The organism is Anoxybacillus ayderensis (assembly GCF_013761015.1).
In the GTDB taxonomy this organism is placed as follows: domain Bacteria; phylum Bacillota; class Bacilli; order Bacillales; family Anoxybacillaceae; genus Anoxybacillus; species Anoxybacillus ayderensis.
The window spans coordinates 102,620-121,703 of record NZ_JACDUV010000001.1 but is presented as its reverse complement, the minus strand read 5'-3'; the positions used below and the strand labels follow the sequence as shown (position 1 = coordinate 121,703).

At 44.2% G+C, this 19,084-nt stretch carries 16 protein-coding genes; 2 read left to right on the top strand and 14 right to left on the bottom strand.

Going from position 1 to position 19,084, the window contains the following annotated elements:
* Positions 1-58 precede the first annotated feature (58 nt).
* Positions 59-919 carry a class II fructose-bisphosphate aldolase gene (locus tag HNR63_RS00610; protein WP_021094333.1) on the bottom strand — a complete coding sequence of 287 codons (861 nt, stop codon included), beginning with the start codon at positions 917-919 and terminating at the stop codon, positions 59-61.
* A 204-nt stretch (positions 920-1,123) separates the two neighbouring features.
* Positions 1,124-1,483, bottom strand: a complete 360-nt coding sequence (locus tag HNR63_RS00605) for a response regulator (RefSeq protein ID WP_009360982.1) — start codon at positions 1,481-1,483, stop codon at positions 1,124-1,126.
* Positions 1,484-1,655: 172 nt separating this feature from the next.
* On the opposite strand from HNR63_RS00605, the gene HNR63_RS00600 reads away from it, so the two are divergent.
* On the top strand, positions 1,656-2,174 hold the full coding sequence (locus tag HNR63_RS00600) for a DUF2529 domain-containing protein (RefSeq protein ID WP_181519456.1): 519 nt from the start codon (positions 1,656-1,658) through the stop codon (positions 2,172-2,174).
* Positions 2,175-2,201: 27 nt separating this feature from the next.
* On the opposite strand, the gene pyrG is transcribed toward HNR63_RS00600, so the two are convergent.
* From pyrG to HNR63_RS00555, 9 genes are all read right to left on the bottom strand, one after another.
* Complete coding sequence (gene pyrG, locus HNR63_RS00595; protein WP_042534956.1) at positions 2,202-3,797, bottom strand: CTP synthase; 1,596 nt, start codon at positions 3,795-3,797, stop codon at positions 2,202-2,204.
* Positions 3,798-3,953: 156 nt separating this feature from the next.
* Entirely contained in the window at positions 3,954-4,502 is a 549-nt protein-coding gene (gene rpoE / locus HNR63_RS00590; protein ID WP_181519455.1) for a DNA-directed RNA polymerase subunit delta, read from the bottom strand.
* 122 nt (positions 4,503-4,624) lie between these two features.
* Entirely contained in the window at positions 4,625-7,879 is a 3,255-nt protein-coding gene (gene icmF / locus HNR63_RS00585; RefSeq protein WP_085788620.1) for a fused isobutyryl-CoA mutase/GTPase IcmF, read from the bottom strand.
* A 20-nt stretch (positions 7,880-7,899) separates the two neighbouring features.
* Complete coding sequence (locus HNR63_RS00580) at positions 7,900-8,523, bottom strand: TetR/AcrR family transcriptional regulator (protein WP_009360987.1); 624 nt, start codon at positions 8,521-8,523, stop codon at positions 7,900-7,902.
* A 10-nt stretch (positions 8,524-8,533) separates the two neighbouring features.
* Entirely contained in the window at positions 8,534-9,673 is a 1,140-nt protein-coding gene (locus HNR63_RS00575) for an acyl-CoA dehydrogenase (RefSeq protein WP_009360988.1), read from the bottom strand.
* The gene (locus tag HNR63_RS00570; RefSeq protein ID WP_181519454.1) at positions 9,670-10,821 is read right to left on the bottom strand and encodes an acyl-CoA dehydrogenase; all 1,152 of its coding nucleotides are present in this window, start codon (positions 10,819-10,821) and stop codon (positions 9,670-9,672) included. Before HNR63_RS00570 ends, HNR63_RS00575 begins: the two co-directional genes overlap by 4 nt.
* Positions 10,822-10,834: 13 nt before the next feature.
* On the bottom strand, positions 10,835-11,680 hold the full coding sequence (locus tag HNR63_RS00565) for a 3-hydroxybutyryl-CoA dehydrogenase (RefSeq protein ID WP_425485152.1): 846 nt from the start codon (positions 11,678-11,680) through the stop codon (positions 10,835-10,837).
* A 14-nt stretch (positions 11,681-11,694) separates the two neighbouring features.
* Entirely contained in the window at positions 11,695-12,876 is a 1,182-nt protein-coding gene (locus HNR63_RS00560) for an acetyl-CoA C-acetyltransferase (RefSeq protein WP_181519452.1), read from the bottom strand.
* A gap of 166 nt (positions 12,877-13,042) precedes the next feature.
* Positions 13,043-15,181: a (Fe-S)-binding protein gene (locus HNR63_RS00555; RefSeq protein ID WP_181519652.1), complete on the bottom strand. Its 2,139-nt coding sequence runs from the start codon at positions 15,179-15,181 to the stop codon at positions 13,043-13,045.
* 87 nt (positions 15,182-15,268) lie between these two features.
* On the opposite strand from HNR63_RS00555, the gene cls reads away from it, so the two are divergent.
* Positions 15,269-16,447 carry a cardiolipin synthase gene (cls, locus tag HNR63_RS00550; protein ID WP_181519451.1) on the top strand — a complete coding sequence of 393 codons (1,179 nt, stop codon included), beginning with the start codon at positions 15,269-15,271 and terminating at the stop codon, positions 16,445-16,447.
* 32 nt (positions 16,448-16,479) lie between these two features.
* Here cls and argS read toward each other — a convergent pair whose 3' ends face one another.
* From argS to HNR63_RS00535, 3 genes are all read right to left on the bottom strand, one after another.
* Positions 16,480-18,150 (bottom strand): arginine--tRNA ligase, encoded by a 1,671-nt coding sequence (argS, locus tag HNR63_RS00545; RefSeq protein WP_085788616.1) that lies wholly within the window; start codon positions 18,148-18,150, stop codon positions 16,480-16,482.
* The gene (locus HNR63_RS00540) at positions 18,147-18,584 is read right to left on the bottom strand and encodes a YwiB family protein (protein ID WP_035049333.1); all 438 of its coding nucleotides are present in this window, start codon (positions 18,582-18,584) and stop codon (positions 18,147-18,149) included. Before HNR63_RS00540 ends, argS begins: the two co-directional genes overlap by 4 nt.
* Positions 18,585-18,673: 89 nt before the next feature.
* Entirely contained in the window at positions 18,674-19,042 is a 369-nt protein-coding gene (locus tag HNR63_RS00535; RefSeq protein WP_009360996.1) for a hypothetical protein, read from the bottom strand.
* Positions 19,043-19,084: the final 42 nt, after the last annotated feature.

Here is a 19,084-nt window from a genome sequence, read left to right as displayed (position 1 = left end):
AAAAATGGAATGAAACAAAACCGCCCGCTTCAGCAAGGCTGAAACGGCGCGGCTTGTATTACAACGCTTTGCCGGAAGAACCGAATTCGCGCATTTTGCCGATGACTGTTTCTTTAATCGCGTCGCGACCAGGGCCGAGGAATTTGCGCGGATCGTACACTTTTTCATCTTTCGCTAGCACTTCGCGCACAACTTTTGTAAATGCCATTTGGTTTTCTGTATTGACGTTAATTTTAGATGTACCGAGCGAAATGGCACGTTGAATTTGTTCTGTCGGGATACCTGTTCCGCCGTGTAAAACGAGCGGTACACCTGTACGATCGCGAATTTCTTCCATCTCTTTAAATCCTAATTTCGGCTCTCCTTTGTATGGACCGTGTACAGAACCGAGCGCTGGCGCTAAACAGTCAATGCCTGTGCGCTTGACAAGCTCTTCGCACTCATCTGGATTTGCATAAATAATTCCTTCTGCAACAACGTCATCTTCTTGTCCGCCGACTGTTCCTAACTCCGCTTCAACAGATACACCACGCGCATGAGCATACTCAACAACTTTTGTTGTAATTTCAACATTTTCTTCAAACGGATGATGTGATGCGTCGATCATGACTGATGTAAATCCAGCGTCAATCGCTGCTTTACATTTTTCAAAGCTTGAACCGTGGTCAAGGTGAATCGCGACAGGAACAGTAATGTTCATGTCTTCCATTAATCCTTTCACCATGTTCACAATCGTTTTGAAGCCGCCCATGTAGCGAGCTGCTCCTTCAGACACGCCAAGGATCACAGGAGATTTTTCTTCTTCCGCTGCTGCTAAAATGGCTTGTGTCCATTCTAAGTTGTTAATATTGAATTGACCGACTGCATACTTGCCTGCCAATGCTTGTTTAAGCATTTCCGTCATCGAAACTAAAGGCATCGCTAAATCCTCCTTAAATGTAGCCATTATTCACTATCCGAAAGCGCCTTTCACATGTACAATGACCAAAATACGACAAATTTATACAAGACGATATCGAATAGTATGTACATTATAAGAATAACAAACTTTGTTTCCATACATCAACCTTATTCACCGAAACGAACAAAACTTTGTGAAAAAAGTTCAAAAAGCTGTCAACGGTTAACCAATATATTTTTTCACTGCATCACGCATATCGTCTATATCAAAAGGTTTCGCAAAATGGGTCAGCGCACCAAGCTTTTTCGTTTCATGAATCATATCGAGTTCGCCGTAAGCCGTCATCACGATGACTTTTACATGTTCATTCATTTCTTTCATCTTCTTTAAAATTTCTACCCCATCCATGCCTGGAATTTTCATATCTAACAACACTAAATCGGGGGAGTGCTTCGCAAACAAATCGAGCGCTTGAACACCGTTTGCTGCTTGATACGTTTCATATCCTTCTTTTTGAAACACCTCGTTTAATAAAATGCGAATGCCGAATTGGTCGTCCACAATCAAAATCTTCCCCGCCATGATAAACACCTCTATTTTCTCTTTTTCATATGTAACATTCCTATTTTTATTATCGTATCATTATTTCGAAATTTTTACCATTTATCCTGCTTCATGTTCTAATTTTGATCATTTTTTTATTTTTTAATATAATGGGCAACAAAGCGAAAGTCGCATGAAAAGGAGATGGATTATGTTAAAAATATTATCGACGCAGCTTGCAGGTGTGTTTCAGCGAATAAGTGCGCAAGAAGAAGAGCAGTTTGAAGATGCTGCCCGTTTATTTGCCCAAGCGATCATTAGCGACGGCACCATTTTTGTTTACGGCATGGACGAAATGGAAGCTGTCGTTGCTGAAGCGCTACATGGAGCTGAAAAATTGCCGAACGTTAAACCGCTAAACATGAACGAAGTAACAACGGCTGACCGCGTGCTCATCGTTTCGCGCTTTTGCACAGATGAAGAAGCGATTCGCATCGCCAAACAGCTTCACGAACAAAACATATGGACGATCGGTATGTCATCTATCGCAGAGGAAACGAAACCGTCGCTCGTTGACTACGTCGACGTACATATTGATTTATGTTTAAAACAGCCCCTCGTTCCAACAGAAGATGGCACACGTATCGGCTTCCCTTCGGCTGTCGCCGCTTTGTTCGCTTATCATAGTTTAGTGCTAATGACAAAAGAAATGGTTGCCGAATATGAATAAGAGGATGCCCATAGCGGACATCCTCTATTATTTTTCTAGCGATGCGCGAATAAATTCGCGGAAAAGTGGTTGCGGGCGCGTCGGACGAGATGTGAATTCCGGATGGAACTGCGCTGCGACAAACCACGGATGATCTTTCAATTCGATAATTTCTACAAGACGGCCATCTGGGCTTGTTCCTGAAAAGACAAAACCGTTTTCTTCCATCATCGTACGATATTCATTGTTGAATTCATAACGATGGCGATGGCGCTCATAAATGACTTCATCTTGATATGCTTCGTACGCTTTCGTTCCCTCAACGAGCTTGCACGGATACAAGCCAAGACGAAGCGTTCCCCCTAAATCTTCGATATCTTTTTGTTCTGGCAATAAGTCGATAATCGGATGTGGTGTGTTTGGATTAATTTCTGCTGAATGGGCATCTTTTAATCCGACGACATGACGAGCAAACTCCACAGATGCTAACTGCATACCTAAACAAATGCCAAGGAACGGAATGCGTTGCTCACGCGCATAGCGAATCGCCTCAATTTTTCCTTCGATTCCACGATCGCCAAATCCGCCTGGAACGAGAATACCATTTACTCCTTGAAGCAACTGCGCCACATTGTCGCGATCGACATGCTCTGAGTTAATCCAACGAATGTCTATATCCGCATCAAACGCATATCCTGCATGACGTAACGCTTCCACGACAGAAATGTACGCATCTTGAAGCTCAACGTATTTTCCAACGAGTGCAATCGTTGTTTTGTTTGATAAATTGCGCACTTTTTCAACGAGTGCGATCCATTCTGTCATATCCGCTTCTTTGCAGTTTAGTTTTAAATGCTCACAAACAATTTGGTCTAACTTTTGTTCTTGAAGCATGAGCGGTACAGCGTATAACGTATCAGCATCGCGCGCTTCAATGACCGCTTTCGGATCAATGTCACAGAATAAAGCAATTTTATCTTTCATATCTTGAGACATCGGCATTTCTGTGCGCACGACGATGACGTTTGGCTGAATGCCTAAGCTGCGCAATTCTTTGACGCTATGTTGCGTCGGTTTCGTTTTCATTTCACCTGCCGCTTTAATGTACGGCACAAGCGTACAATGAATGTACATCACATTGTCGCGACCGACGTCGCTTTTAATTTGACGAATCGCTTCTAAAAACGGAAGAGATTCGATGTCGCCAACCGTTCCGCCAATTTCCGTAATGACGACGTCAGCGTTCGTTTCACGTCCTGCTCGGAACACACGTTCTTTAATTTCGTTTGTAATGTGCGGAATAACTTGTACTGTTCCGCCTAAATAGTCGCCACGGCGTTCCTTTTTCAATACGGTCGAATAAATTTTTCCTGTTGTCACGTTGCTGTATTTGTTTAAGTTAATGTCAATAAAGCGTTCATAATGACCTAAATCTAGGTCCGTTTCCGCCCCGTCATCTGTGACGAACACTTCTCCGTGTTGATACGGACTCATCGTTCCTGGGTCAACGTTAATGTACGGATCAAATTTTTGAATCGTTACTTTCAAACCACGATTTTTTAATAATCGACCGAGTGAAGCAGCCGTAATTCCTTTCCCAAGCGATGAAACGACGCCGCCTGTTACAAAAATATATTTCGTCATCAAACCTTCCCCCTCAACTCATTTGGAATAGTTACAGTGTGTGCGAATTCGGGGAAAAATAAAAACGCTCCGCTTACAAATATGTAAGGGAGCGAACGTATCTCTATGAAAAGAGCCCAAACAGAATTCTACATATATCGATGTAAAAAGTCAAGGTTATAATTCCTCGTCTTCTTCTAACTCTAATTCTTCATCGACGACGTCCAGCTCTTCATCAAGCGGGGCGTCATCTAAATCTAGTTCTTCATCTAATAAATCATCGATCACTTCTTCATCTTCATCTAATACAAAATCATCGTCTAACAGCTCTTCATCGTCTAATAATTCTTCATCTAAATCGTCATATACTAATTCGTCTTCATCGATCATGTCATCAAAGTCATCAAAGTCATCCGCCACTTTTTTCTTCTTCTTCACGCGCTCGACAGGTACCGCTTCATCTTCTGTTTGGTCGTATGGATACCATGCGCGCAAGCCCCAAGCTGTTTCCCCGATACAAATAAACCGTCCATCGACGTTTAAATCTGTATAAAACTGCGCCAACCGCGCGCTCACTTCGCTTTCAGATAATCCTTTAATCGCGACTAGCTGTTCGACCATCTCTTGAAAAGATACCGTCTGCTTTTTCTCACACAATAGCAAATATGCAAGTTCGACAAAAGACATCTCTCGCAATTGTTCTTGAGAGTATTGCTCCAAACTCACTTTCCGCACTCCCTTTCTCCAACGTATGAAAACAACAAAAATCCATACCATTCATTATAAACAAATTCATTTACTTTATGCTAGAGCGTTGCCCAAAAAAAATGTCGGGACATCCCCCGACATTACATATTGCGGCGATATTGTCCACCGACTTCATACAACGCCTTTGTAATTTGTCCTAAGCTAGCGACTTTGACTGTCTCCATCAGCTCGGCGAAAATGTTTCCGCCGCTTACCGCGACATGTTTTAACCGCGCAAGCGCTTCTTCCACTTCGTCTTTATGTTCTTCATGGAATTTGCGTAAGTTTTCGAGTTGAAGCTGCTTTTCTTCATATGATGCCCGCGCGAGCTGCAAGCTTTCAATTTCTTCTTCGACTGCTGCGTTCGGATTTAAATATGTGTTTACGCCAATGATCGGCAGTTCCCCACTATGTTTTTTCATTTCGTAATACATCGATTCATCTTGAATTTTGCCACGCTGATATTGCATTTCCATCGCGCCAAGCACACCGCCACGCTCATCGAGACGCTCAAACTCTTTCAACACCGCTTCCTCAACTAAATCTGTTAATTCTTCGATAATGAATGAACCTTGTAGCGGATTTTCGTTTTTCGTTAGCCCATGTTCTTTTGTAATGATGAGCTGAATCGCCATCGCGCGACGGACAGACTCTTCAGTCGGCGTTGTGATTGCCTCGTCGTAAGCGTTCGTATGAAGCGAGTTACAGTTATCATGAAGCGCCATGAGCGCCTGTAACGTTGTGCGAATGTCATTAAAATCAATTTCTTGGGCGTGAAGCGAACGTCCTGATGTTTGTACGTGATATTTCAACTTTTGGCTTCGTTCGTTCGCCCCGTATTTTTCTCGCATCGCAACCGCCCAAATGCGTCTTGCTACTCGACCGATTACTGTATATTCTGGATCAAGGCCGTTGCTGAAGAAAAATGATAAGTTTGGTGCAAAGTCATCAATGTGCATGCCTCGGCTTAAATAATATTCGACGTACGTAAAGCCGTTCGCAAGCGTAAACGCTAATTGCGTAATCGGATTTGCTCCAGCTTCCGCAATATGGTAGCCTGAGATGGAAACAGAATAATAGTTACGGACACGATTGTCGATAAAATATTGTTGAATATCTCCCATCATGCGCAAAGCAAATTCGGTTGAAAAAATGCACGTATTTTGCCCTTGGTCTTCTTTTAAAATGTCCGCTTGGACCGTTCCACGTACCGTTTGTAACGTCTGCGCTTTCACTTGTTCGTATTCTTCTTGCGTCAGTTTTCGACCGAGCTCTGCTTCTTTCTTTTCCACTTGTTGATCGATCGCTGTATTCATAAACATCGCTAAAATGATCGGCGCAGGTCCATTAATCGTCATCGATACGGACGTGAGGGGATCGCACAAATCGAAACCTTTGTACAACTTTTTCATGTCATCTAACGTACAAACGCTTACACCACTCTCGCCAATTTTTCCGAAAATGTCTGGACGTTCATTCGGATCTTCTCCATATAACGTCACGGAGTCGAATGCCGTACTTAACCGTTTCGCTGGGTCGTCTTTGCATAAGTAATGGAAGCGGCGATTCGTCCGCTCTGGCGTACCTTCTCCAGCAAATTGTCGCTTCGGATCTTCCTCTTGCCGTTTAAACGGGAATACACCAGCTGTAAATGGAAATGCACCTGGAACATTTTCTTTATAAAGCCAGCGTAAAATTTCCCCGTAATCTTTAAACTTCGGCAACGCCACTTTTGGAATGTCTAAACCTGCTAAACTTTTCGTCTTTAGCGGTGTGACAATTTCTTTCTCGCGCACTTTTGTCACAAACTGTTCTGCGCTATATTTCTTTTTCACATCTTCCCATGAAGCTAATAACTTTCTTGACTCTGGTGTTAATTTTTCTTCATATGCTCGCTTAGCCTCTTGCAAAGCTGCCAACGCTTGTTCATCATGGCGCTCGTTCATCGTTTCAATGGCGCCTTCAAGCTGAAATACGCGGCGAGCGATGTCACATTGCTCATTGACGCGTTTATGATATTGTCGAATCGTATCAGCAATTTCGCGCAAATAATGGCGCCGTTCGTTCGGAATGATCACATTTTGTTTTTCGACATGATCCACTTTTTGCAACGTCGTCGTCCAATTCGTTCCCATTCGTTCGTTAATTAAATCGATTAATGCGACAAAGAGCGTATTTGTTCCCGGGTCGTTAAATTGGCTTGCGATCGTGCCGAATACAGGCATTTCGCTCACATCGCGATCAAACAATTGATGGCTTCGTTGATATTGTTTTTGCACTTGGCGTTTCGCATCTTCTGAACCTTTGCGTTCAAATTTATTAATGACGATGAGATCGGCGTAGTCGATCATATCGATTTTTTCGAGCTGCGATGGGGCGCCGAACTCGCTCGTCATCACATACATCGCAATGTCACAAATATCTTTAATCGCTGCATCGCCTTGACCGATGCCGCTCGTTTCTACGATCACTAAATCAAAGCCTGCCGCTTTGACGACTTCAATTGCATCTTGAATCGCAAGCGACAATTCCGAACGCGAACTGCGCGTCGCTAAGCTGCGCATATAGACGCGCGGGGAAGAAATCGCATTCATGCGAATGCGGTCACCAAGCAATGCACCGCCCGTTTTTTGTTTTGTCGGATCAACCGATAAAATCGCCACTTTTTTCTCAGGAATTTCATTTAAAAAGCGACGGACGAGCTCATCTGTGAGCGAGCTTTTGCCGGCTCCACCTGTTCCGGTAATCCCGACGACGGGAACGCGCTTGGCCATCGCTTTAACCCGTTGTAAAACCGCTTCTGCTGTCGCAGCTACTTCACTATGGGCATTCACGCGGTTTTCACACACAGTAATTAATCGCGCCACCGCTTGAACGTCTCCGTTTGCTAATCGTTCCACTTCATCTGTTATTTCTCTGACCGTTGGGAAATCGCATTCTTCCATCATGATGTTAATCATTCCTTGCAACCCGTAACGCCGCCCGTCTTCTGGTGAAAAAATACGAGCGATACCATACGCGTGCAATTCTTTTATTTCCCTTGGAATAATCACGCCGCCACCGCCACCGTAAATGCGAATATGCGAAGCGCCTCGCTGCTGCAATAAGTCGTACATATATTTAAAAAATTCCATATGTCCGCCTTGATACGAGGATACAGCAATCCCTTGTACGTCTTCTTGAATCGCAGCGTTCACAATTTCTTCTACTGAACGATTATGGCCTAGATGAATAACCTCCGCTCCACTCGCTTGTAAAATGCGGCGCATAATGTTAATGGCCGCATCGTGCCCATCAAACAAACTCGATGCCGTCACAAAGCGAACGTGATGTTTTGGACGATAAATGTGCGCCATCTTTCTCCCATCCCCTTTCGCTACCGCTTCATAATACCTTCGAGCAATAGCTTTGTTTGCCATTCAATATATTCATCGAGCGTATACATTTTTTTCAACGCCCACCGACGGAACCCCCACATTTGACCGAGAACGAAAATGTTATGTGCAAACAATTGAATTTCTTGTTCTGTAAGCGAAAATACCCCGTTGTCGACACAGCGCCGTAAAATATGTTCAAACATCGCCACCATTTGCAATTCTTTGTTTAACACGTACGGCAGCGATTCTTTGCCGAGCGACTTCGCTTCTTGATACATGACGAGCACTTCGTCTTGCAGCTCGTCAACAACGCGAAAATAGTAATCAATCGCTAATTTTAATCCGTCTAAATCCCCTTTTGTCGTATCGATGGCTTGCTCCATTCGATCGCGTACTTCATCGTAAATTCGGTCGCACACTAAATAAAGAACGTCTTCCTTTTTGCGAATGTATTCGTATAACGTTCCGATGCTAAAGCCAGAAGCGCGGGCAATTTCGCGCGTCGTCGTTTGATGAAACCCTTTTTGTTTAAATAACGAAATCGCCCCTTTAATCATTTGATTGCGCCTTTTTTTCACAAGCCGTTCGTCTTTCACAGACGCGGGCACTTCACGCTTCTTCATTACATCACTCCTATTTCGTTAACATTCTTGAAATAACGATGCGCTGAATTTCTTGCGTGCCTTCATAAATTTGCGTAATTTTTGCATCGCGCATAAAACGTTCTACTGGATAGTCTTTCGTATAGCCGTAACCGCCGAAAATTTGCACCGCTTCAACGGTAACTTTCATCGCTGTATCCCCTGCAAACAATTTCGCCATCGCTGATTCTTTTCCGTACGGTAAGCCGTTTGATTCGAGCCATGCTGCTTGATATGTTAATAAACGCGCCGCTTCGATGGCCGTTGCCATATCCGCTAGTTTAAAAGCGATGCCTTGTTGTTCTGCGATTGGCTTGCCGAATTGAACGCGCCCTTTCGCATATTCAACCGCCGCATCTAGCGCCCCTTGCGCGATTCCAACCGCCTGCGCCGCAATGCCGTTTCGTCCGCCATCGAGCGTCATCATCGCAATTTTAAATCCTTCCCCTTCTTCGCCGAGTAAATTTTCTTTCGGAATGCGGCAATCTTCAAAAATAAGCTCCGTCGTTGGCGATGAACGAATGCCGAGCTTTTTCTCCTTTTTCCCGATCGAAAACCCAGGCGTTCCTTTTTCAACAATAAATGCGCTAATGCCGCGATGCTTTTTCTCTGGGTCCGTGACCGCAAACACGACATAAATGTCCGCTTCTCCGCCGTTTGTAATCCATACTTTTGAGCCGTTTAGTACGTAATGGTCGCCATCGCGAACTGCACGCGTTTTCATCGCTGAAACGTCAGAACCTGCCCCTGGCTCAGACAAACCGTATGCGCCAAGCTTTTCACCTGTCGCTAACGCCCGTAAATACGTTTGTTTTTGTTGTTCTGTCCCAAATTTATAAATCGGCCAGCTCGCTAACGAAATGTGAGCTGATAGCGTCACTCCTGTCGAGGCGCACACTTTGGAAAGCTCCTCGACAGCGATGACGTATGCTAAATAGTCGCTGCCGATGCCACCGTATTGTTCTGGCCACGGAATGCCCGTTAAACCGAGCTCCGCCATTTTGTTAAAAATGCTGCGATCAAATCGTTCTTCTTCATCGCGTTCCGCCGCTGTCGGTGCCACTTCATTTTTCGCAAAGTCGCGCACCATTTTTCGTATCATTTCATGTTCTTCACTTAGTTGAAAATTCATTTTCCCATCCCCTTTAACAAATGTTTACTAATCACAAGCCGTTGAATTTCGCTCGTCCCTTCGTAAATTTCACATACTTTTGCATCGCGGAATAACCGCTCAACCGGATAGTCTTCTGTGTAGCCGTTTCCGCCAAAAATTTGTACCGCTTCGATAGCGTTTTCCATCGCTGTTTTTGATGCAAACAGCTTCGCCATCGATGCTTCTTTTCCACACGGCATGCCGTTTGAACGCAAAAAGGCAGCATGATACACGAGCAGTTTTGCCGCTTCGACGTTCGTTGCCATATCTGCTAGTTTAAAAGCGATTGCTTGTTGCTCGGCAATTGGCTTGCCGAACTGCATGCGTTCTTTCGCATAGCTCGTCGCATGTTCCAGCGCTGCTTCGGCAATGCCGAGCGATTGCGCCGCAATTCCAATGCGCCCGACATCTAAATTAGCCATCGCAATTGTAAATCCGTCCCCTTCTTGACCGAGCAAGTTTTCTGCTGGCACACGCATATCTTCAAACGACAGTTGTACTGTGCGCGATCCGTGAAGCCCCATTTTTTTCTCGTCTTTTCCGATAACAAGCCCAGGCGTCTGTTTTTCAACAATAAATGCGCTAACTCCTTTGCTTCCCTTTTCTTCTAGATTTGTGCGGGCAAACACGATGTACGTATCCGCTTCTCCACCGTTTGTAATAAATACTTTTGAGCCGTTTAATACGTAATGGTCACCATCGCGAACAGCCGTCGTTTTTAAGCTTGCTGCGTCGGATCCTGATCCTGGCTCTGTTAAACAAAACGCCCCTAAATATTCTCCTCGCGCTAGCTTCGGCACATATTTTTGCTTTTGCTCTTCCGTTCCGAAATATAAAATCGGATTTGTGCCGACAGACGTATGGACAGATAAAATGACCCCAACCGTTGCACTCACTTTTGAAATTTCATGAATGGCGATAATGTATGACGTAAAATCCATTCCTGCCCCACCATATTGTTCAGGGACGGTAATGCCCATAAGACCGAGCTCCGCCATTTTTTCAAGGATGGGGCGCGGAAACTCTCCCCGCTCCATGCGCTCGACAAACGGTGCGATTTCATTTGCGGCAAACTCGCGCACCATTTGACGCATCATTTGTTGTTCTTCTGTAAAATGTAAATTCATGACGCTAACCCCTTTATTCGTACGTGTAAAATCCTCGTCCCGTTTTTCGTCCGAGCCAGCCTGCTTTCACATATTTACGTAAAAGCGGACACGGACGGTATTTGTCATCCCCAAGTCCATCATGAAGCACTTCCATAATGTATAAACACGTATCTAATCCGATGAAATCGGCTAAGGTGAGCGGGCCCATCGGATGATTCATCCCGAGCTTCATCACTTCATCAATCGCTTCTTTTGTCGCAACCCCTTCATATAAACAATAAATCGCCTCGTTAATCATCGGCATTAATACACGATTGGAAACAAATCCTGGAAAGTCGTTTACTTCAACCGGCACTTTTCCTAACGTTTTTGTCATTTGTTCAATCGCTTCATACACTTCATCAGCTGTTGCGAGACCGCGAATAATTTCCACGAGTTTCATGACCGGTACCGGATTCATAAAATGCATGCCAATCACTTTTTCTGGTCGTTTCGTTGCTGCGGCAATTTCTGTGATCGGTAATGAGGACGTATTTGTTGCTAAAATGGCATGCAGAGGTGTGATTTCATCTAGTTGTGCAAATAACGCTGTTTTCACGTCCATATTTTCAACGACCGCTTCGATCACGATATCAACATCGCTTCCATCGCGCACATTTGTCGAGGGGCGAATACGGCCCATCGTTTCATCGCGCTGTTGTTCGCTTAACGATCCTTTTTCAACAAATTTGTTTATGCTTTTTTTAATATTGTTAAGCCCCCACTGGACGCGCTCTTCGTTCACATCGTTTAAAATGACATCATATCCTGCCGTTGCGCACACTTGGGCAATACCTGAGCCCATTTGCCCAGCGCCAACAACCATCACTTTTTTCATCTTCCCATCCCCCATTAATGAACTTCAATCATGATTGCGTCGCCTTGACCGCCGCCGCTGCAAATAGCTGCAATGCCCGTGCCGCCACCACGGCGTTTTAATTCATGAATTAACGTAATAATAATGCGCGCACCGCTTGCACCGATCGGATGGCCGAGCGCAATGGCACCACCGTTGACGTTCACTTTTTCTTCTGGCAAATCAGCAATTTTCATGCTTGCTAAAGCGACCGCTGCAAACGCTTCGTTAATTTCAAATAAATCAATGTCATGTACGGTTTTTCCTGTTTTGCGCAACAATTCATTGATGACGATGCCTGGCGTTTTTGGGAAATCTTTTGCCTCGACCGCAATGGCCGTATGAGCAACAATCGTCGCAAGCGGAGTAAGTCCTTCTTTTTGCGCGCGCTCTTCGCTCATTAATACAAGCGCGCAAGCTCCGTCATTTACGCCCGGCGCATTTCCTGCCGTAATCGTGCCTGTTGGATCAAACACGGGCGCGAGTTTCGCTAATTTTTCAAGCGATGTATCTTTTCGTGGCGATTCATCAATCGCTACCGTGATCGGCTCTCCTTTTCGTTGCGGAATGGCAACAGGGACGATTTCTTCTGCCAGCTTTCCGCTTTCGATCGCCGCAATCGCTAATTGATGGCTACGATACGCCCAACGGTCTTGCTCTTCGCGCGTAATACCTAATTCTTTCGCTGTTTCACTTCCGTAAATACCCATATGCACACCTGTGAAGCTGCAGGTTAATCCGTCATACACCATTAAATCTTTTACTGTCGAATCGCCCATGCGCAAACCCCAGCGCGCTTTCGGCAACATATACGGCGCATTGCTCATCGATTCCATTCCACCCGCCACGATGACGTCCGCATCACCAGCGCGAATCATTTGATCGCCAAGCGTGACGCTGCGCATACCAGAGGCGCATACTTTATTGATCGTTTCTGTTTTCGTCTCCCACGGAATGCCTGCTTCTCTAGCCGCTTGACGCGATGGAAGTTGCCCTTGTCCACCTTGCAATACGGTACCAAATACGACTTCATCGACATGTTCTGCATTCACATGTGCGCGCACTAACGCTTCTTTGATCGCAATGCCTCCAAGTTGTGCTGCGCTCAATGCACTTAAACTTCCTCCGAATTTCCCAAATGGCGTACGTACCCCGCTAACAATGACCGTTTTCCCCATGTTTCTCCCCCTTTTCGTCATAAGAAAGCCCTTTCAAAAATATTGAGCGAACGCTCGTTCAACAATGGACGGGCAAAGAAGGCGCACGAAAATCGTACACCTTCCTGTTGCTTTCATTATACTGAAAATATCTTAAAAATAAAACTATTTATTTTTTTTAGAATTTTTAATGAACAGGTCCAAATACAGCTTTTTCTAACAGCTCCGCAACATCATACGTGCCGACTTTTTCTTCTACTTCTTTTGCTTTCGTTCCATCCGATAACATCGTTAAACAGTACGGACAGCCAGAGCTGATGACTGTCGGATTCACTTCTAGCGCCTGTTCTGTGCGCGCCACGTTAATGCGCGTACCCGTCGTTTCTTCCATCCACATTAATCCGCCACCAGCACCGCAGCACATGCCTGTCTCACGATGGCGCGCCATCTCCACGAGCTTCACGCCTGGAATCGCCTTCAAAATTTGACGCGGTGCATCGTATACGTCGTTATATCTACCTAAATAGCATGAATCGTGAAACGTCACGACTTCGTTGACTTCATATTTTGGAACGAGGCGCCCTTCTTCGACAAGCTTTGCTAGTAATTCTGTATGGTGATATACTTCTGCTTCAAATCCGAAATCTGGATATTCATTTTTAAATGTGTTGTACGCATGTGGATCGATCGTCACAATTTTTTTCACGCCTGCTTTTTCAAATTCAGCAATGTTTGCGGTCGCTAGTTCTTGGAATAAAAATTCGTTTCCTAGACGACGCGGCGTATCGCCAGAGTTTTTCTCCTTGTTTCCTAAAATCGCAAATTTTACTCCCGCCTCATTTAATAGGCGCGCAAAAGCTAACGCAATTTTTTGGCTTCGATTATCAAACGATCCCATCGAACCAACCCAGAATAAATATTCGAATTCTTCGCCTGCTTTTTGCATTTCTTTCACTGTCGGAATGCGTACATCTTCACGCAACTCGCGCCAGTTTTCTTTCTCTTTTCGGTTTAATCCCCACGGATTGCCTTGACGTTCGATATTTGTCATCGCCCGTTGTGCATCAGCATTTAATTTTCCTTCTGTTAATACGAGATAACGACGTAAGTCAATAATTTTATCAACATGTTCGTTCATGACCGGACATTGGTCTTCACAGTTGCGACACGTCGTACATGCCCAAATTTCTTCTTCTGTAATGACATCACCAATTAAGTTCGGCATTTCGATCGTTGCGGCTTGTTCTTGCATCCCTTGCGCCATCAAAGCGAGCTGGTTTCCTTTTGTATTCGCAAACGCAAACGTCGGCACCCAAGGCGCCTTCGATGTAATGGCTGCACCTTTTTCTGTTAAATGGTCGCGCAATTTTAAAATAAGATCCATTGGGGATAGCATTTTTCCTGTCCCTGTTGCTGGACACATGTTTGTACAGCGTCCACACTCTACACAGGCATATAAATCGATGAGTTGTGTTTGCTTAAAGTCTTCGATTTTCCCAACACCAAACGATTCTTGTGTTTCATCTTCAAAATTGATTTTCTCAAGCTTCGGTCTCGTTAATCGGCTGAAAAAGACGTTCACTGGTCCAGCGATTAAATGCGCATGTTTGGATTGCGGCACGTACACTAAAAACGTCAATAAAATAAGCAAGTGCACCCACCAAGCGACAAAAAACAATACCGCTGCTCCTGTTTCTCCTACCCAACTAAACGCAAGTGCAATCGCAGAAGCGACAGGTTCGCTCCATGATGTTCCTTCGTTATGCCAAATGCGTCCCATACCGTTACCGAACAACACGGAAAGCATGAGTCCGCCGATAAAAATAAGGACAAGCCCTGCTTTAAAATCGCGTTTTAAACGAACAAGCTTTTCGATGTAACGGCGATAAAACGCCCATAAAACGGCCACTAAAATAAGTAATGTCACAATTTCTTGAAAAAACGTAAACGCTGGATATAACGGTCCGAGCGGCAAGTGCGCCCCTGGGACAAGCCCTTTAATGATGAAATCAATGGCGCCAAACTGTACGAGAATAAAGCCGTAAAAGAACATGACGTGAATAATGCCGCTTTTTTTATCTTTTAACAGCTTTTTTTGCCCAAAGACGTTCACCCATATGTTTTGCAAACGCTCTTTTACTTTTCCGTCAAACTCCACTTTTTTCCCTAGTTTAATATAGGCGATGCGTGTTTTGACGAGATACACGAATAAATGAACGGCGTACGCTGTCACAAGTAAAAAAGCGATCCAGTTCAACCAAAGCACGATACCCTTCCCCCTTTGTTGTAAAAATAAAATAAATTTTCTGAACAAACTTACTTTCATTATATAATGAATGAGCATTCAGTCAATATTTTTTCTTATTTTTTATTTTCTTTTTGGGGACACTACAACAACGAAAGGAGTGAAGGCATGCGCTGGCTCGTGATTGTCATCATTTTATTGTTTCTTCTTTTTCTCGATTACAATTGGGGCAACAAAGTTTCAAAAGCTGCGGCACGGAAAAAAATCGGCGTCGAGCGACAAAGCGATATAACGCTATTTACGACGGGGGAAACGCTGTTCGATGATTACTTTGCAGAGTTAGAACGAGCAAAACATCATATCCACATTTTATTTTATATCGTGCGCGATGATGAAATAGGAAAACGCTTTTTTTCTTTGCTTGAACAAAAAGTAAATGAAGGGGTAGAAGTGCGTGTGCTCGTCGATTGGGTCGGAAGCTTCGGGCTACCGTCTTCCCTTCGACAAAAAAGCGGGCAATTCGCCTTTGCGAACCGTCCGACATTGCCGTTTTTTTTCTATAAGCTAAACGAGAGAAATCATCGCAAAATTACGGTCATTGACGGAAAAATCGGCTATTTAGGCGGATTTAACATCGGAAAAGAATATATCGGTCAAGATCCAAAGTTTGGCCATTGGCGCGACTATCATTTAAAAATAACGGGGGAAGGGGTGGCTGATTTACAACGGCAGTTCGCAGAAGATTGGAAAGAAGCGACGGGACAAACGTTTGGAGATGATGAACGATATTTCCCACCTCTCCAAAAAGGAGCGGTGAAACATCGATTTGTTCCGACAGACGGAGCGTATTTGGAAGAGGAGTTTATTCAACTCATCAAACACGCAAAACGAGAAATCATCATCGGTACTCCGTATTTTATCCCAAGTAAAAAAATCATGGACGCTCTTTTTGAAGCAATAAAACGCGGCGTTCAACTGACGATTATCGCACCGATCCAAGCCGATCATCCGTTTGTAAAAGAAGCTTCATTCCCTTATTTTCGTCAGCTTCTTCATGCAGGTGCTCATATTTATCAGTTTTATAACGGGTTTTACCACACAAAAGTGATCGTCATTGATGATGACATATGTGATATTGGCACCGCAAATTTCGACCGCCGCAGCTTGTTTATTAATTACGAAATGAATTGTTATATATATGACAAACCGTTTATTCAACATGTAAAACAAACGATCGCTCGCGATATCGACACATCTACATGGTTGACAGCGGAATATTTTCGTAAGCAATCATGGCTTCATCGCTTCAAAGAAGCCGTTGCAACGATGTTGTCTCCATTATTATAAAAAGCCCTTCTCGGCGGAGAAGGGCTTTCGTATTACATTTTTTCTGGCGCATGTACTCCAACGAGCGCTAAAGCATTTTTCAATGTAATTTGCACCGCTTTCATGAGCGCTAGGCGGGCACGGCTTTTTTCAACGTTCGCTGCATCAAGCACTTTTTCGGCATTGTAAAAACTATGAAGCGCCGATGCGAGATCAAAAATGTAGTTCGTCATGCGATGTGGTGAACGTTTTACAGCTGCCTCTGCCACAGCGGAAGGAAACTCCCCTAACTTTTTCAATAAGTCAATTTCTTTTTCCGCTAATTCGTATGTGAAAGATAGTTCACCATTATAAGATAATCCTTGTTCTTCCCCTTGACGAAGCATGCTGCATACGCGTGCATGGGCATATTGCGCATAATATACAGGGTTTTCGTTCGATTGCGACACCGCTAGGTCCATGTCGAAATCTAAATGCGTATCCGATGAGCGCATCGCGAAGAAATAGCGCGTTGCATCTAGTCCGACTTCTTCCATTAAGTCGCGCAACGTCACCGCCTTTCCTGTTCGCTTGCTCATGCGCACTTTTTCGCCGTTTTGATATAAGCTAACGAGCTGAATAATCTCAACTTCTAATACATCCGGATCGTATCCGAGCGCAGCGATCGCCGCCTTCATACGCGGAATGTAACCGTGATGATCCGCTCCCCAAATATTAATAATTTTTTCAAAGCCGCGCTCAAGTTTATCTTGATGGTATGCGATATCTGGTAATAAATATGTGTACGTTCCATCTTGCTTAATGAGCACACGGTCTTTGTCGTCGCCGAATGTCGTCGAGCGGAACCATGTCGCGCCATCTTGTTCATAAATATGACCTTTTTCACGTAACGTTTCAAGCGCTTTATCGATTTTTCCGTTATGATAAAGCGACGTCTCCGAATACCAAACGTCAAATGTGACGCGGAAGTCCGCCAAATCTTTTTTAATTTTATCCATTTCAAACGCTAATCCGTATTCCCGGAACTGTTGAAGCCGTTCTTGTTCATCGAGCGCGACAAATTTGTCGCCATGTTCTTCCGCTAGCTTTTTCCCTAATTCAATAATATCTTCACCGAAATATCCATCTTCCGGCATGTCTTTCTCGATTCCGAGCGCTTGAAAATAGCGTGCTTCTACCGATTTCGCTAAGTTGGCAATTTGATTGCCGGCATCGTTAATGTAATATTCACGCGTGACATCAAAGCCTGCTTTTTTCAAAATGTTGCATAATGAATCGCCAACCGCTGCTCCACGGGCATGTCCTAAATGTAAACTACCTGTCGGGTTTGCCGAAACAAACTCGACTTGCACTTTTTGACCTTGACCGACATTTGTTTCACCGTATGCGTCCCCTGCTTGTAAAATCGCAGGAACAAGCTCTGTTAAATAACGATTGTCCATGTAAAAATTAATAAATCCTGGTCCAGCAATATCTACTTTTTTAACGAATACCGCTTCACCGTTAAAATGACGAACGATGTCTTCCGCAATCATACGTGGCGCCTTTTTCGCCACGCGCGCTAATTGCATCGCGACATTTGTTGAATAGTCGCCGTGCGCTTTATCTTTCGGCGTTTCTAAAATGACGTTTGGAACGTCCGCTTCTGTCGCGACCCCTGAACGAATGACCGCTTCTTTTATTTCTTCTTTTAACTTTTGTTTCATTTGTTCAACAATATTCATTTCTTTGCCTCCTTAAACGAAATCGTCACTGCATGACGACCAACATGTTTCCCTGATAAGTGAAGTATGTAAGAAAAAAACAACTGCCCTTTTTTCGTTTTCTCGTTATACTGATACAATACTTGTTCTGTTTTTGTTTTCATTTCCCAGCGCGCCACTGGACTTTCGTACGTGCCGATCGTTTCCGACTGTTTACGAAACGTATGGCGCATCGAAATGGCCCCAGAGCGAAGCACGACAACTTCATCATTGGCGATTTTTACGACGTTTTTAATCGTTTCTCCTTCATGCGTCTCTTCAAACGTCACATACGTCGCATCTCCTTTTAAGTAGTATAAACCATTTGCCTCGATGACAACAATTTCTTTTCGCGCGCCATCACGAATTTCCGTCACTTGCTTTAGTCGTATCGGTATTCCGTTCACCTTCCCCACACCCTCGCTGTTGTTGTGCTGTAGTTAAGTATAGAAAAAGAGGGGAATACATGCAATAGGCGGCCTCTTTTTAGAGACCGCCTAACATGTTATGCCTGCTTTAAGTTTTTTACTACATTCCATGCAAACGTTAGCACTGCCAACGTCACAAGAGTGCCTCCGAGCGCTGTAAGCGGAATGAACGCTTCGTTTCCAGAAACGACAAACGCTAAGCCGATCATCATCGCCGGTAAGCCGATGTTATGAAGCCAAAAGTGCGCTTTCGCTGTTTTTGTTTCCGCAATATGAGGGAATAAATGATATAAAATACCAGCAAGCGTTAACGCTGTCCAACCGAGCAAATTAATATGAACGTGAACAGGCGTAAATGTAAACACGTGTGTCATTGACATATAAAGCCCTAAACAGACACCGATTGCGAAATACACAGCAGAAATTTTAATTAATCGAATGCCCATTTTTCTCACCTCCTTTCAAACATTTGCACTATGTAAATGTTA